Origin of the sequence: Paenibacillus aceris, assembly GCF_017874035.1 — a bacterium.
Taxonomy (GTDB): Bacteria; Bacillota; Bacilli; order Paenibacillales; family NBRC-103111; genus Paenibacillus_E; species Paenibacillus_E aceris.
Window position 1 is genome coordinate 562685 of sequence record NZ_JAGGKV010000001.1, and the last position, 15247, is coordinate 577931.

Annotated in this window: 16 protein-coding genes and 1 other annotated feature; of the genes, 2 read left to right on the forward strand and 14 right to left on the reverse strand. The window is 45.9% G+C overall.

Annotation, left to right across the window (positions count from 1 at the left end; translation table 11 throughout):
* Positions 1-5 precede the first annotated feature (5 nt).
* Positions 6-1127, forward strand: a complete 1122-nt coding sequence (locus tag J2Z65_RS02755) for an N-acetyldiaminopimelate deacetylase (protein ID WP_167063795.1) — start codon at positions 6-8, stop codon at positions 1125-1127.
* Positions 1128-1184: 57 nt separating this feature from the next.
* Here J2Z65_RS02755 and J2Z65_RS02760 read toward each other — a convergent pair whose 3' ends face one another.
* From J2Z65_RS02760 to lspA, 3 genes are read right to left on the reverse strand one after another with little or no spacing between them, the layout of a single operon-like run.
* A complete protein-coding gene (locus J2Z65_RS02760) occupies positions 1185-2339 on the reverse strand; it encodes an aminotransferase A (RefSeq protein ID WP_167063791.1) in 1155 nt (384 codons plus the stop codon).
* A 31-nt stretch (positions 2340-2370) separates the two neighbouring features.
* Entirely contained in the window at positions 2371-3321 is a 951-nt protein-coding gene (locus J2Z65_RS02765; protein ID WP_167063788.1) for an RluA family pseudouridine synthase, read from the reverse strand.
* On the reverse strand, positions 3296-3814 hold the full coding sequence (gene lspA / locus J2Z65_RS02770; RefSeq protein WP_167063785.1) for a signal peptidase II: 519 nt from the start codon (positions 3812-3814) through the stop codon (positions 3296-3298). Before lspA ends, J2Z65_RS02765 begins: the two co-directional genes overlap by 26 nt.
* 167 nt (positions 3815-3981) lie before the next feature.
* On the opposite strand from lspA, the gene J2Z65_RS02775 reads away from it, so the two are divergent.
* The gene (locus tag J2Z65_RS02775; protein WP_167063782.1) at positions 3982-4722 is read left to right on the forward strand and encodes a TraR/DksA C4-type zinc finger protein; all 741 of its coding nucleotides are present in this window, start codon (positions 3982-3984) and stop codon (positions 4720-4722) included.
* A 53-nt stretch (positions 4723-4775) separates the two neighbouring features.
* Here J2Z65_RS02775 and ileS read toward each other — a convergent pair whose 3' ends face one another.
* The 11 genes from ileS to spoIIGA form a co-directional block, all read right to left on the reverse strand.
* Entirely contained in the window at positions 4776-7544 is a 2769-nt protein-coding gene (gene ileS, locus J2Z65_RS02780; protein WP_167063779.1) for an isoleucine--tRNA ligase, read from the reverse strand.
* Between the two features lie 68 nt (positions 7545-7612).
* Positions 7613-7857, reverse strand: a binding site (T-box leader).
* A gap of 72 nt (positions 7858-7929) precedes the next feature.
* Positions 7930-8409 (reverse strand): DivIVA domain-containing protein, encoded by a 480-nt coding sequence (locus J2Z65_RS02785; protein ID WP_167063776.1) that lies wholly within the window; start codon positions 8407-8409, stop codon positions 7930-7932.
* Between the two features lie 106 nt (positions 8410-8515).
* Positions 8516-9298 carry a YlmH family RNA-binding protein gene (locus J2Z65_RS02790; protein WP_167063773.1) on the reverse strand — a complete coding sequence of 261 codons (783 nt, stop codon included), beginning with the start codon at positions 9296-9298 and terminating at the stop codon, positions 8516-8518.
* Positions 9299-9300: 2 nt separating this feature from the next.
* Positions 9301-9540 (reverse strand): YggT family protein, encoded by a 240-nt coding sequence (locus tag J2Z65_RS02795; protein WP_167064350.1) that lies wholly within the window; start codon positions 9538-9540, stop codon positions 9301-9303.
* Positions 9541-9605: 65 nt separating this feature from the next.
* Entirely contained in the window at positions 9606-10028 is a 423-nt protein-coding gene (locus tag J2Z65_RS02800; protein ID WP_167063770.1) for a cell division protein SepF, read from the reverse strand.
* 41 nt (positions 10029-10069) lie between these two features.
* Positions 10070-10756 carry a YggS family pyridoxal phosphate-dependent enzyme gene (locus tag J2Z65_RS02805; RefSeq protein WP_167063767.1) on the reverse strand — a complete coding sequence of 229 codons (687 nt, stop codon included), beginning with the start codon at positions 10754-10756 and terminating at the stop codon, positions 10070-10072.
* A 41-nt stretch (positions 10757-10797) separates the two neighbouring features.
* Positions 10798-11649 (reverse strand): peptidoglycan editing factor PgeF, encoded by an 852-nt coding sequence (gene pgeF, locus J2Z65_RS02810; RefSeq protein ID WP_193581054.1) that lies wholly within the window; start codon positions 11647-11649, stop codon positions 10798-10800.
* A gap of 106 nt (positions 11650-11755) precedes the next feature.
* Entirely contained in the window at positions 11756-12055 is a 300-nt protein-coding gene (locus tag J2Z65_RS02815; protein ID WP_167063761.1) for a YlmC/YmxH family sporulation protein, read from the reverse strand.
* Positions 12056-12193: 138 nt separating this feature from the next.
* Positions 12194-12976, reverse strand: a complete 783-nt coding sequence (gene sigG / locus J2Z65_RS02820; RefSeq protein ID WP_127451991.1) for an RNA polymerase sporulation sigma factor SigG — start codon at positions 12974-12976, stop codon at positions 12194-12196.
* Positions 12977-13191: 215 nt separating this feature from the next.
* Positions 13192-13914, reverse strand: a complete 723-nt coding sequence (gene sigE, locus J2Z65_RS02825) for an RNA polymerase sporulation sigma factor SigE (RefSeq protein WP_167063758.1) — start codon at positions 13912-13914, stop codon at positions 13192-13194.
* A 220-nt stretch (positions 13915-14134) separates the two neighbouring features.
* Complete coding sequence (gene spoIIGA, locus J2Z65_RS02830; RefSeq protein WP_167063756.1) at positions 14135-15058, reverse strand: sigma-E processing peptidase SpoIIGA; 924 nt, start codon at positions 15056-15058, stop codon at positions 14135-14137.
* Positions 15059-15247: the final 189 nt, after the last annotated feature.

Genomic DNA, 15247 nt, shown 5'->3' on the forward strand with positions numbered 1-15247 from the left:
ATGCTATGCTTAGCCCTTTCACCCTTTTGCGCCGTCAGCTGCACCAAATCCCGGAGCCTGGCTTCCAGGAGTTCAAGACCCAGCAGCTGCTTCTAGACCAACTTGCCAAGCTGCCGCAGGATCGGATGACGATCCGCACATGGCGCACAGGCATTTTGGTTTACATCAAAGGAACGAATCCGACCAAACGCTTCGGCTATCGGGCGGATATGGACGGGCTGCCAATTACGGAAGAGACTTCTCTTCCGTTCCCTTCGCAGCATCCAGGATACATGCACGCTTGCGGGCATGATTTTCACATGTCGATTGGGATGGGGGTAATCACCCATTTCGTCGAACATCCTATGCGCGATGATTTGGTTGTCCTGTTTCAACCAGCTGAGGAAGGCCCTGGCGGCGCCTTGCCGATGCTTGCATCAGAAGAGCTGCAAGATTGGAAGCCGGATCAGATGGTTGCCCTCCATATCGCTCCAGAATACCCGGTTGGCACGATTGCCACGCGGCCTGAAATCCTGTTCGCCAATACCTCTGAGCTATTTATCGACCTCTTGGGCAAAGGTGGACACGCGGCCTATCCGCATCAAGCGAATGATATGATCATCGCGGCGACTCAAATGGTTGGTCAACTGCAAACAATCGTTTCCCGCAATGTGAATCCGCTGGATTCTGCCGTAGTGACGATCGGCAAAATGGAAGCTGGCACGAAGCAGAACATCATCGCCGAAAAAGGCCGATTGGAAGGCACGATTCGCACCCTTTCCGCTGATTCGATGAACAAAGTCAAGAAGCGGATCGAGGCAATCGCCGCCGGTATCGAAAGCTCCTTTGAATGCAAAGTGACGATCGATTACGGGTCGAATTACCGCCAGGTGTTTAATGATCCTGCTCTTACTTTGGAATTTATGGCGTGGCTGCGCGAAAACGATCAAATTCAGCTGGTGGAATGCACAGAAGCCATGACCGGTGAAGATTTCGGGTACTTTTTGGAGCAATTTCCCGGCTTCATGTTCTGGTTAGGGGTAGATACCCCTCACGGTCTGCACAATGCCAAGCTTGACCCGGATGAACGCGCCATTGATGTCGCAATAGACACAATAACAGCTTATTTGAGATATAAAGCTCAGTAGGCAATCAAAAAAAACCTCCAAGCCCGAGTAAAGTGGACTTTGGAGGTTTTTTGCTTATTACAATTTGCTGATAAATCGTTCCACACGATTCAGAGATTCTTCTAATACTTCTTGCGAATAAGCGTAAGAAATACGGATAAAGCCTTCCCCGTAAGAGGTAAAAGCATCCCCTGGCACAACCGCGACGTGTTCTTCTTGAAGCAGTCTCATCGTGAACTCTTGAGAGGATAATCCGAATTTGGCGATGGAAGGAAACAAATAGAAAGCCCCTTCCGGCTTTTCCAGCTCAAAGCCCATAGCCAGTAGTCTATCGTAGACGTAGTCTCTGCGGGCTTCATATTCTTTCCGCATTGGCAGTGCATCGTCGATGCCGGCCGTTAGAGCCTCCAGCGCCGCATATTGACTAACTGAGCTGGCGCAGGTCACATTGTACTGGTGTACCTTAACCATATGCTCCGTAATGTTGGCTGGCGCGAGCGTAAAGCCAATCCGCCACCCTGTCATGGCATGAGATTTTGACAACCCATTAATGACAATCGTTTTTTCCCGCATCTTACCAATGGTCGAGATGGATTGATGCGTTTCTCCATATACAAGCTCACTATATATTTCATCGGATAAAACAAACAATTCCCGGCCATCCAGCAAATTCGCCAAATCACTCAATTCTTGCTTGGACAGAACTTGACCCGTCGGATTTGACGGATAGCACAGGATCACGCAGCGTGTCTTATCGGACAAATAGGGTGCAAGAAGCTCAGCTGTTAACTTCAAACCATTTTCTCTCGTATCGACATAAACGGGTACCCCGCCGGCCAATCGAATCAATGGCTCATATCCCGGATAAATCGGTGCAGGCAAAATCACTTCCGCACCCGGAGTAAGTATCGTGCGCAATGTGATATCTACAGCTTGACTTGCCCCCGCTGTCACGATAATTTCGTCTGCCGCGCTGTAGGTTTGACCGTACTTCACTTTTACGAAGTGAGAAACCGCTTCTCTAAGCTCCAATAAGCCTGGATTTTGCGTATACACCGTTTTATTTTGATCCAGCGCCCTTTGCCCTGCTTCAATGATATGACGCGGTGTCGGGAAATCCGGCTGTCCAATCGTTAGTGTTAGCGCACCTGGAATCGTGCTAACCAGATTGGATATTTTGCGAATACCTGAAATTTGAATATCTTTCACTTGTGGATTAATTAAATGTTCCATGTGATTCACTCCTCTCCCCATCAGATGAATCCTAGGATGTTCGTATGGTTTGCAATAAGTGTTCCATATCGGACGGAATCGGGGCTTCAAACTGCAGCCATTCCCCTGTCCGCGGATGCTCGAAACCGAGTATGGCGGCGTGCAGGGCTTGTCCGTTCATTAACATCCCTTTGCTTTTGCCATACATAGGGTCACCGACCAAAGGATGTCCGATAAATTTCATATGAACGCGAATTTGGTGCGTTCTTCCCGTTTCCAGCTTAAGCTCCACTAACGTGAAGTCGCCAAAACGTTCCAGCACAACGAAGTGCGTCACCGCGTGTTTACTGTTTTTCTCCGTCACTGTGTACATCTTGCGATCATGCGAATCCCGTCCAATCGGTGCGTCAATCGTCCCTTGATCATGCTGCAGATTTCCATGGACTAACGCGATATATTTGCGATTGACCGTATGAGCCTTCAATTGCTCAGCCAAACTGGCATGGGCTTTGTCATTCTTCGCCGACATGATTAGGCCTGATGTGTCCTTATCAATGCGATGCACGATGCCAGGACGCAGTTCTCCGTTGATCCCCGACAGGTCCTTACAATGATGCATCAATGCATTAACTAACGTACCTGAATAGTGCCCAGGCGCAGGATGCACGACGAGACCCCGCTGCTTATTGATAACGATGACGTCCGCATCCTCATAAACCACGTTAAGCGGAATGTCTTCAGCGACAAGCTCGACCCCCTGTGGGTCCGGGATTTGGAGCGAGATGAGGTCTTGTTCAGAGAGCTTGTAGTTCGGTTTGATCGTTTTCTCATTTACTTTAACATGCCCGTCTTTGACCCATTGCTGAACCAGCGTTCGGGACACATCTTCTTCCAATGCTTCTGTAATGAATTTATCGATTCTTTCATTGGCATACTGTTTGTCAACTGTCCATTCAATAACATCGTGTGATGCGATCTCAGACGAGGTCTGATTTGTGTTCATGTGCGGCTCCTTTTTTCTCTTTTCTCCAAGCAAGAATCGAATCTAAGAAAATGAGGATAACCCCGATCACGATAGCGGAATCAGCAATATTGAATATGGGATAGATATAGTAAATGTCCTTACCAAAAAAGCTGAAATCAAAAGTAACCTGCAAGAAATCCACAACTTCACCAAATAAAGCACGGTCAACAAAGTTACCGATAGCTCCTCCAAGCAGTAAACTAAGTGCACTAGTTAACAACGTTTTACCTTCGCGAGTAGTGCGGCGCATATACCAAATGATTCCTATGAGAACAAACGACGTTATCACAATGAAAAACCATCTTTGGTTTTGCAAAATCCCGAAAGCTGCGCCTTTGTTTCGATGGGAGGTAATCATAAAGAATTCACCTAATACAGATCGCTCTTCGCCAATTGGAATTCTCTTCACGATGAACCATTTGGACACTTGATCCAAAATAAACACAACAAGCGCATAGAAATAATATTTCATGATCTTTTCCTCCTAAGAGATTTGCGTCAGCAAAACTCACTTCGTAAGCAATAACTTTTCCAAAACAAGAAAGGTACCTTATTTTCAAGGAATTACCTCACTAAAAAACACTGCCACTCGGCATTATAACGGTAAGGATCAGCTGTAAGAAGGGAGCTGTACGACCTATGAGCCATTTAACCGAGGAACAATCCAAACAATTATATCTGCAGCTATTGGAGGAAAAGCTTGGTCTCGAAAAACATTTTGCCACCAATGATCATTTCGGCTTGTCCAACTCTTTCAAAGATAGTACAGGCGAGATCTCCATGTATGACAATCATCCTGGCGATGTGGCTACAGAAATCTACGAACGCGAGAAAGATATCTCGCTCAATGAGCATGCGGAATTTCATTTACAACAGGTTGACGAAGCCTTGGCACATATGGAAAAAGGGGATTACGGCCACTGTGTCTTCTGCAAAAGCCCGATTCCTTTTGAGCGATTGCAAGCCATACCAACCACCCTCTACTGTTTAGAGCATGTGCCTGATCCAGAGCAATCCTTCCGAAGACCTGTTGAAGAACAAGTTTTGTATCCGCCTTTTGGCCGGACAAGCTTTGACGAACGGAACGACGAAACCGAATTTGACGGTGAAGATGCTTGGCAAATCGTCGAAAGCTGGGGGACATCCAACACCCCCGCATTTGCCGAAGATCCTAACGTTGAAAACTACAATGAAATGTACATTGAAGCTGACGAGAATGAAGGCTATGTGGAATCTTTTGAAAGCTTCGTTGCTACGGATTTATATGGTGAACATGTCACGATTGTACGTAGTAAAGCTTACCGAGATTATATGCACAGCGATGAAGGCGACCCGTTTCTTGAACCGGAAAACCGTTCTCTCGATGACGAGCCTCTCTAAAAAACAGGACAAACGAGCTTCGCTATTCAGCGAAAGCTCGTTTGCTCTTTTCATTACTCGTGGTAGTGAGCAGTAACCACATCATTACATCTTACGCACAGGGTTGGATGTTCTTTACTTTGCCCAACCTCTGGAGTCACTATCCAACAGCGTTCGCACTTCTCACCATCTGCGACAGCAATGGCAATAGCTAAATCCTTCGACTGGTAGGCCCCCTCAGGCGCCCCAGTACCAGGCTGATGTAAGCTTACAGCGGACACAATGAACAATTGATCCAACTGGTCTAACTGAGTAAGCAGGCTAAAAGTTGCTTCATTCGGATATAGATGTACAGCTGCACCTAAGGAGTTACCGATGACTTTCTCTTTACGAGCTTCTTCTAGTGCTTTCAGCACTTCATCGCGAACATCGAGGAAGCTGTTCCATTTATTTTCCAGTTCCTCATTATACAAGCTTGAATCCACTTCAGGCAGCTCAGCCAACTGAACACTGCTTACATCCACACCAGGAGTGAACTTCCATACTTCATCAGCTGTATGAGCTAAAATTGGCGAAATAAGCTTAGTTACAGCTACTAAAGACGCATATAGCACCGTTTGTGAAGCTTTCCTAACAGAATCTTGCGGTGCATTGGCATATAAGCGATCCTTGATAATATCCAAGTAGAACGAACTCATCTCAACTGCACAGAAGTGATGAATCGTTTGATATACAACATGGAATTCATAAGCATCGTAAGCTTTTACCACCTTATCGATCATCCGGTTCAAGCGGATCAATGCATAACGGTCAAGCTCGGACAAGCTTTCCACAGCAACCCGATCTGTCTCAGGATTGAAATGACTTAAATTCCCGAGCAAGAACCGCATCGTGTTGCGGATTTTACGGTAAACTTCCGTCGTTTGATTCAAAATATTGTCCGAAATCCGGTGGTCTGATTGGTAATCGACGGATGACACCCATAGACGCAGGATATCAGCGCCTAGCTTGCCGCAAACCACATTAGGATCAATTGTGTTACCGATGGACTTGGACATTTTGCGTCCTTCTCCGTCCAGCGTGAAACCGTGACTAAGAATGCCTTTATACGGAGATTGCTCTTTCGTCGCAACACCTGTAATCAAAGAGGAGTTAAACCAACCACGGTATTGGTCAGAACCTTCCAGATACAGATCTGCGGGCCACTGAAGCTCAGGACGAGCCTCAAGCACTGCCACGTGGCTGGAACCGGAATCAAACCAAACATCCATAATGTCTGTTTCTTTACGGAATTCGCCATGACCGCATTTCGAGCAGCAAGTTCCTGCCGGAAGAAGATCCTTCTCTTCTTTGATAAACCAAGCATTCGATCCTTCTTGCTCAAACAGCTGTGCAACATGCTCAATTGTTTGCTCATTCACGACCGGTTCATTACAACTGCGGCAGTAGAAGATCGGGATTGGCACGCCCCATGAACGCTGTCTAGAAATACACCAGTCTCCACGATCGGCAATCATGTTATGCAAGCGTGTTTCTCCCCACTCCGGTGTCCACTTCACTTTTTTGATTTCATCCAGCATCTCTTGTCTGAATTTATCAATGGAAGCAAACCATTGCTCCGTAGCGCGATAGATAACAGGCTTCTTCGTACGCCAGTCATGCGCATACTGATGCTGAATTTCTCCTGCTTTAAGCAATAAGCCTGATTCCTGCAGCTTCTCAATAATCAGTTTGCCGCCTTTTTCATAGAATAAACCTTCGAAGCCCGGCGCTTCCGCTGTAAAGTGTCCTTGATCGTCAACCGGACAAAGCACACCGATGTTGTAGCGCTGACCTATCGCGAAGTCATCTTCCCCGTGACCTGGGGCCGTGTGTACGCAACCTGTACCCGCTTCAAGCGTAACGTGCTCACCAACCATGACAAGGGACTCACGGTCATAGAATGGATGCTGACACGTTGCGTATTCAAGCTCTTTCCCTTTCACTGTGGACAACACTTCATAGTCGTTCCAGCCAATTTCTTTCGCCGCTGTCGCCAACAAGCCCTTTGCCAGTACATACTTTTTGCCGTTTGCCTGTACGACAGCATAGTCGAATTCCGGATGCAGGGAGATCCCCAGATTCGCCGGAAGTGTCCAAGCTGTTGTCGTCCAGATGACGATGGCCGCGTCCTTTGGAAGCTTGTCTTTACCGTCTTTAACGGGGAAGGCCACATAGATCGAGGAGGACGTTTTTTCTTTGTACTCGATCTCTGCTTCAGCAAGCGCACTCTCGGATGATGGAGACCAATAAACCGGCTTCAAACCTTTGTAGACGTATCCTTTTTGGACCATTTTGCCGAATACGCGAATTTGTCCTGCCTCATACTCAGGTTGCAGCGTGATATATGGATTTTTCCAGTCGCCGCGAATACCCAGACGCTTGAATTGGCTTTTTTGCTTCTCTACGGACTGCAAGGCATATTCTTTGCAATATTCACGGAATTCAGGTACCGTCATTTTTTTGCGATCGACTTTTCCGCTGTTCGTGATCACTTGCTCGATCGGCAAGCCGTGCGTATCCCAACCTGGGACATAAGGAGCATCATAGCCTTGCAGCGTTTTAAAACGTACGATAATATCTTTCAATACTTTGTTAAGTGCATGCCCAATATGAATATCTCCATTCGCGTATGGAGGCCCATCGTGCAAAATAAATTTAGTTCTGCCTTTACGACTCTCCTGCACTTTGGCATAGATGTCTTCGGCATCCCAATGTTCTTGAATTTTTGGCTCCGCTTGAGGCAAGTTCCCTCTCATCGGAAAATCGGTTTGTAATAAATTTAATGTTTTGCCATAATCCATTTCAACCACTCCATTCTTACCCTCACACATTTTATTAATCAGAAAAACAAAAAAAGCCTCTCATCCCCAAAAGGGACGAGAAACTCTGCTCGCGGTACCACCCTCGTTATTAAGCTGCTGAAGACGCTTTAGCCGCGTGCTCATCCTCGCTTAATCACTCGATCATGTGTAACGGCATGACCCGGTTCTCTCTACTTGATTCAAGAGACGCTCCTGGGGGATATTCGGTACGCTGCAGAGATTAGGCTCACACCAAAACCCTAATTCGCTGACACTGCACTAACGACCTACTCGTTCCAGTCATAGCTTTGCTGAGATACATTTAACAGGAGTATAACGAATTCACTAGACATAGTCAATACGGCAACCGCCTAGCCTCATCTTCCTATGCTTCTTCCTTTTGATCAAACTGCATGCTCTGCCAGCCTTCATTGTTTAAAAGCTCTAGCTGAGCTTCCAGCAGCGTCCGAAAACGCGTCCGATAAATCGACGCTTGCTTCTTCAATTCTTCAATCTCCAGAGCTACCTTACGGGAACGCGTCAGGGATTCGTTAATAATCCGGTCCGCATTCTTCTCGGCTTCCTTCAAGATGAGCTGAGCTTCTTTCTTCGCATTGTTTCTAACTTCATCGGCCGCTTCTTGCGCTACGATGATCGTTTTGCTCAACGAGTCTTCGATATTCGTGAAATGATCAAGACGCTCCTGCAGTGCCACCGTTTGATTATGTAAGTCTTTATTCTCTCGAATCAACGCCTCATAATCCTTAATGACTTGATCGAGGAATTCATTCACTTGATCTTCATCATATCCGCGAAAAGAACGGGAAAATTCCTTGTTATGTATATCTAACGGTGTTAATGGCATCAGTGCCCCTCCTTAGCGTCTTGCGCAGCAAAACGCACATCTATACAGAAACACTTCGACAGAAAATAAGCAATTCCTGCAAAGTTCGTGGATAAATTATCCACGTTCATGCAAACTTGCCGATTTTCACACGAATCCTACCTTTTTTGGTTATACCTTCCACTTCAAGCACCTTGAATCGGCCGAACCCTTGCATAGAAATCATGTCGCCTTCTTTAAGCGGCTTACTCGGATCTTCTTCCGGTTTCCAGTTGACCCGGCAACGTCCGGCTTGGATAGGTATCAGCACTTTTGCGCGGCTTAGCCTAAATACATCGCTTACAATTCCGTCCATCCGCATGGAGGCAACGGACAACGTTAGCTCATCCAGCTTCACGGTGGATAGCTCCAATTGATTGAGCGGAAGCAGTTCTGTTTGGACATGCACCCTATGTACTTGAGACAAATTTAAGTGGAGGTAGTCTGCAGCATCCTGGGTCACCAAGCAGTGGCAGCCACCCTCAATAACATGAATATCGCCAACCTTGTCCCGCTTCATGCCGAGTCCAAGAATGGCGCCCATGTAATCTCCATGTTCTAATGTTAGAAATTTGCCGTCCCCCGATGAAACGGAGAGGACAGCCATCTCCATGTCTTCCTCATCCAAATTCCGGTAATCGGGGGCGATTAATGCTCTCCTGCGTTCGGCAGCCGAGTAACCGCCATCCAGACGGCACTGTACGTCCGGATTCCGATTTACCAGCGTCGTGAGAATGAATGCTTGTCTAGGATCCAGAAAGTCAGTCAGCTTTACAGCATGATTCTGTGCTGCCCGCTCCAGCCAATCCCACGCTTTATCTACAAAGTAATGTTCGTCCGAATGAAAATGGCTATAGAGTTCTTTATTCAAAGTTAAAACATCCCTACAATGAAATCGAGTACAGCAATTATTCCCATAACCACAAAACGCAATGCAATAAGCGCAACGATTGGCGATAGGTCAATGAACCCTATACTTGGAATTATTTTTCGGAAAGGACTCAAATACGGTTCAACTAATTTCCCCAGCAGACCTCCGATAAAGCTGTCGCGTGCATTCGGAAACCAGGAAAGAATTAAGTAACCGATAATCATGAAATAATAAATTTCCATCAAAATACTAAGATAATAGTGAACGTAATCCACGTACGCATCCACCTCTGTGTTAGGATATGCGCCTATTCCTCACCCATCATCTCGGAGATGTGGCCATGAATATCAACTGTATCTGGTGTGCAAAGGAAGATATTCGGTCCCAGTTTGGAGATAGACCCATTCAAAGCATATACCGTACCGCTTAAAAAGTCTACGATGCGTATGGCCAGGTCGCCGCGAACACGCTGCAGATTGACAACCACCGCTCTTCGAGAACGAAGATGATCTGCGATGTCTTGCGTTTCTTCATAGGTTCTAGGCTCACTCAGCACGACACGTGCATTCTTCTGTGAGTGAATACTGACGACATTTGCCTTATTTTTATTACGTAATTCATAAGGATTGGTTTCAGGTTCTTCCGGAGTTTCCACGATACGCTCACGCTCCACAACTTCTTCCTCTTCTTGCAATCCAAGAAAATTCATAAAACGGTTATAAACTCCCATTATAATTCCCTCCTATCCGCTTCTTCAATCCTAAGTAACCATTACGCTTCTTTTCCAACCAAAACGGTTCCCAAACGCACCCACGTGGCTCCTTCTTCAATGGCCACTTCAAAATCACCGGACATCCCCATGGATAACTCTTTGATATCATAAGGGAAAATATGCCGCTCATTCAACTTGTCTCGAAGTTCTCTAAGTCCGCGGAACACGGGTCTTGTTGCATCGGCTTCCATTTCATAAGGTGCCATGGTCATTAAACCGGAGATATGTATATGCTGCAGTTTGCTAACTTCTTCAGCAAATTCGAAGAAATGCTCGGGATCCATGCCGTACTTAGACGCTTCTCCGGAAATGTTTACTTGCAGCAGACAGTTCACTTTAATACCCAACGCCGCGGCCTGCTTGTCCAGTTCTTTGGCGAGCGACATACGGTCGAGCGAGTGAATATAGGCGAATTTACCGATGACATCCTTCACCTTATTCGTCTGCAAATGACCGATGAAATGCCAGGTTCCACGATCATGAAGTGCTTCCCACTTGGGCTTTACATCCTGCCAGCGATTCTCGCCGATATGCAGCAGCCCTGCATCAAGTACACTTCTGGTCGTCTCAAGCGAAACATATTTTGTTACTGCAATAATCTTGACCTCATTCTCATCTCGGCCTGACCGCTTGCAAGCTGCGGCAGCACGAGCTTCAACTTCCTCTTTACGCGCTATTAAGTTCATTATATGCGAACACCCCAATTCCAAACATCGCTTGCCTGCTCTTATCGAAGACCAATCCAAGCAACCATTCTACCTGTCGAGCCGCCCTCTTTCCGATGAGAAAAGAAGTCATCGGAGCTGCAACTCGTACATAACTGAGTTACTTCGATATGGGACGACAAAATTCCTGCTTGTTCCAACAATTTTCGGTTCAGTTCTTGCAGATTCAGCATGTACTTACCGTTTTCTTTCCCCCTAATGACTGAAAGCTGTTCATCAGGCGCAGCACTTATCTCATGAAGTGCAGCATAAACACGGCTGGCAACGGTTTCGTCAACCTCATAGCAGCATACGCCAATGGAAGGCCCAATGGCAGCCCTTATGTCAGATGGCTGACTACCAAAAGTATGTGTCATTAAGGTTATTGTAGCCATGGAAATGTTTAGCACAGACCCTTTCCAGCCCGCATGAGAAAGCCCTATCACCTGCTGAACAGGATCGTAGAAAAACAGAGGTACACAGTCTGCGAACTGCGCACAGAGTACAATACCCTTCTCCTGTGTAATGAAGCCGTCTTTTGCTTGAATCGCTGATTCTCTAGACGTTCTTCCTTTGCCTTTCTCTATGAGGCTAACGACGGTCACCTCATTACCGTGCACTTGCTCGCCATAGGTAAAAGCATCAAACGGCTGACCGATGGCCTCAGCCAGCAGCTCACGATTTCTGATCACGTGTTCTGGCTTATCCATCACATGCAAGCCGCAATTCAGCGTTGAGTAGGGAGCTTCGCTGACTCCCCCTTGGCGGGAAGTAAAGCCCGCCGTTAGCCCTTTGTACTGTTCCAACCATGTATCAATCGTAAAAAGAACAGGCTGACCCTCTTTTACTTGTTTCACAAATGGTTCCACGTTCATTCCACTCCCTTACATTCATCTACCTCTACTTTAGCACAAAACAAAAAGACACACGATTGTCTCTTGGCTCACTGTGGAGCAGCAGCCTACATTCGTGTGTCATACATTAATTCCGGAACTGCCGATTGAACTCATAAACACCTTCGTTTTCATCAGTTTGACGATAAGGTCGGGCATCTTCAAGCTTTACAAGTACAACGTCAGCGCCAATTTTCACAATATGCTTCCATGGTATGATGACGTCAGTCCCTGTACCGAACAATCCGAAGAACCGGCTTTGGTTAGGCACTACAATCGATTCGATCCGACCCTGACGCAGATCAAGCTCCAAATCACTGATTGTACCGAGCTTTTTGCCGTCTACGATATTGATGACATCCTTCGTTTGGAAATCAGATATTTTCATGAGGCTTTTCACCACGAATCTCATAGGATTTTAACTGATTTTGTACTAGTATATGTGCCCGATGGGCAAAATGTCCTGAAAATGAAAAAAAGACCGTCACAGCTTGTCACAGCCGCATCCGGTCTTTATGTAAAGAAATTACGATTTTACGTGTTTTTGCATCTGGCAAATAGCTGATTTCTCAAGCCTGGAAACTTGTGCTTGGGAAATGCCAATCTCATCGGCAACCTCCATCTGTGTCTTCCCTTCAAAAAAGCGCATGGAGAGAATCATCTTCTCCCTTGCATTCAGTTTTCGCATCGCTTCGCGAAGAGCAATACCTTCAATCCAGGACATATCCTTATTCCGCTCATCGCTAATCTGATCCATCACATAAATCGGATCACCGCCATCATGATAAATCGGTTCGAATAACGAGACCGGATCTTGAATGGCATCGAGCGCAAAGACGACATCTTCTTTGGGCACATTCAGCGCCTCGGAGATCTCATAAATCGTTGGCTCGCGTGAGTTCGCGTTCGTCAGGCTGTCTCTGACTTGCAGCGCTTTGTAAGCAATATCTCTTAAGGAACGAGAAACGCGAATCGGGTTATTATCTCGTAAGTAGCGGCGTATCTCACCTATAATCATCGGTACAGCATAGGTTGAGAATTTAACATTTTGGCTCAAATCGAAGTTATCAATGGCTTTCATCAGACCAATACAGCCAACTTGGAAGAGATCGTCCACATACTCTCCGCGATTGTTGAACCTCTGGATCACACTTAGAACCAATCTGAGGTTCCCATTCACCAATTTCTCTCTTGCCGTTCGCTCCTGCTTGGTCTGCAAATCAGCGAACAGCTCGCGCATTTCAGCATTGGTCAGAACAGGCAGTTTGGCGGTATCAACACCACATATCTCAACTTTATTTCGGGTCACCGTGATTACCTCCCAAGGAGAAACATTAATGTTAATTATCCCCGTGAGTGTGTGATTTATTCCTCGTCCACCCGCTGTCCTGCCACTTGACAAAAGGTCTCCGACTCGCTCCCCCCTGTGACTCCTGAACAATTTCGACATTGCCTGCAAAAAAATATTTTTCATAAAAAAAAGAGAGCCAGGATGGCGACACCATCCTATCCTCTCTTTTTCCCTTACACCATCTTATTAAATTCCTTGCGAAGCCTTTTAATGATACGCTTTTCCAGCCTTGAGATGTAGGATTGTGAGATACCCAACAGATCGGCTACGTCTTTTTGCGTTTTTTCCTCGCCATCCTGCAATCCGAAGCGGAGCTCCATGATAATACGCTCACGTTCACTTAGTTTATCAAGCGCTTTATGCAGCAGCTTACGGTCCACCTGTTCCTCAATATTGCGGTAAATGGTATCGTTTTCTGTTCCAAGCACATCGGATAACAATAGTTCATTACCGTCCCAATCAATATTAAGCGGCTCATCAAAAGATACTTCCGTCCGTATTTTACTGTTCCTCCTTAGATACATCAGGATTTCATTCTCAATGCATCGTGAAGCGTACGTTGCGAGCTTAATCTTTTTCTCAGGATCAAAAGTGTTCACAGCTTTAATTAAGCCAATCGCGCCAATTGAAACGAGGTCCTCAATATTGATGCCTGTATTTTCAAATTTTCTGGCTATATAAACAACCAATCTCAGGTTGCGTTCAATTAACATCGCTCGAATCGCTGCATCCCCGGATGGTAATTTTTCCAATAAGTATTCTTCTTCTTCTCTTGTTAACGGAGGCGGCAAAGCTTCGCTTCCACCTATGTAATAGATTTCTTCTCCCTTAAGACCCAGAAGCATCAATATTCGATAGTACGCTAGTTGAAAACGCATTTTCCACTTCAAGAGCATGTTAGTTTCCTCCTAAGAGTTTTCCGTAGGAAAACTTGCTTCGTAAGCATTCACTGAGTTTTCCATAGGAAAACTTGCATCGTAAGCGTAAGCTGTGTTTTGCGTATGCAAAACTAACTTTGTAAGCATTAATTAAGTTTCGCCTATGTAAAACTGTCCACGTAAGAATTCGCTGTGTTTTACATATGCAGAACAGTCGTCGTATGCGCTATGGATGCTGCTAACCGGCCGATATTAACGCGGGATGAATAATCGCTTGATAGGAGCCGTCACTGCAAAGCTTTCCACCGTCGAGACCGATAAGTACCTTAGAGGCTTCAATCTGCGTATGATTATGGGTAATCACCACCTTATCCGGCTTGATGGCCAGCATGAACTGGGTGTTCCGATTAACGCCCCGGTAAGGCACAAGACGCATCCGGTCCTGCCAAATGAACTCTTCTTCACCCAAACCGCTTATGATTTGGTCAACGTCGGCTGACCGAATCCTTTGAAGCCATTCCACAGGTAGAACATCGCCCCATTCCGATACTTCCATCACCATCACTGGGGTACGTGTTAACGGATCATACAATTGATTTCCAGTATCAATTAGCCCTTTACAAGAGGCTGTATAATCTCCTACATGAATCGTAACCTCTGCTACAAAAGTCGTCAGCACCTCACGCTGCTTCGTACTTTGCAACACTGTTCTGAACCACCAAAGTAAAGGAATAAGTAACAAAAGAACAAAAAGTACACTGCCAATCTGAAATTGGAACATGGCCACTCCGGATTGGGTAAATACAATTCCCTTCATCACATCAGAGGAAGATGCAAGCACATAATGGATGCCAAACATACCGCCTGCGACAGCAAAATTTACTAAGAGGAACGTTCCGAGGTTTCTCAATAAATTTTGTAAAGAGCCGAACCCAAAAGCAGTCATAATCATCCCTATACAAAACATACATTTCACAGAAAATGTAAATAGAAATAAGGGTACCGGCAAGAACATAATGACGACATAGGAGGCTCCTAAGAACGACGAACCTACGATTCTCCACCACTTGAACGGTATTTTCCGTGTTTTGGCCGTTACGATCAGCATGGCCGCATCCATCAGAAAGTTCAGCAGGAAAATGAGATCCGCGTAGACGATCACAATGTCCTCACCTCCGTAATAGATGCCTTTTCAACCATTTTCCTGACGAAACTTTAAGGTTCTAAATCAGTATAGGGCAATCCTAGTTCAAAGTCTGTCTAAACTTGCTAGTAGGCTACTACTTTTTTTGTCAGTTGATGCGGCCTATTACGAACTAGAAAAGCCTTAGGAACAACAAAAAACCGAAGC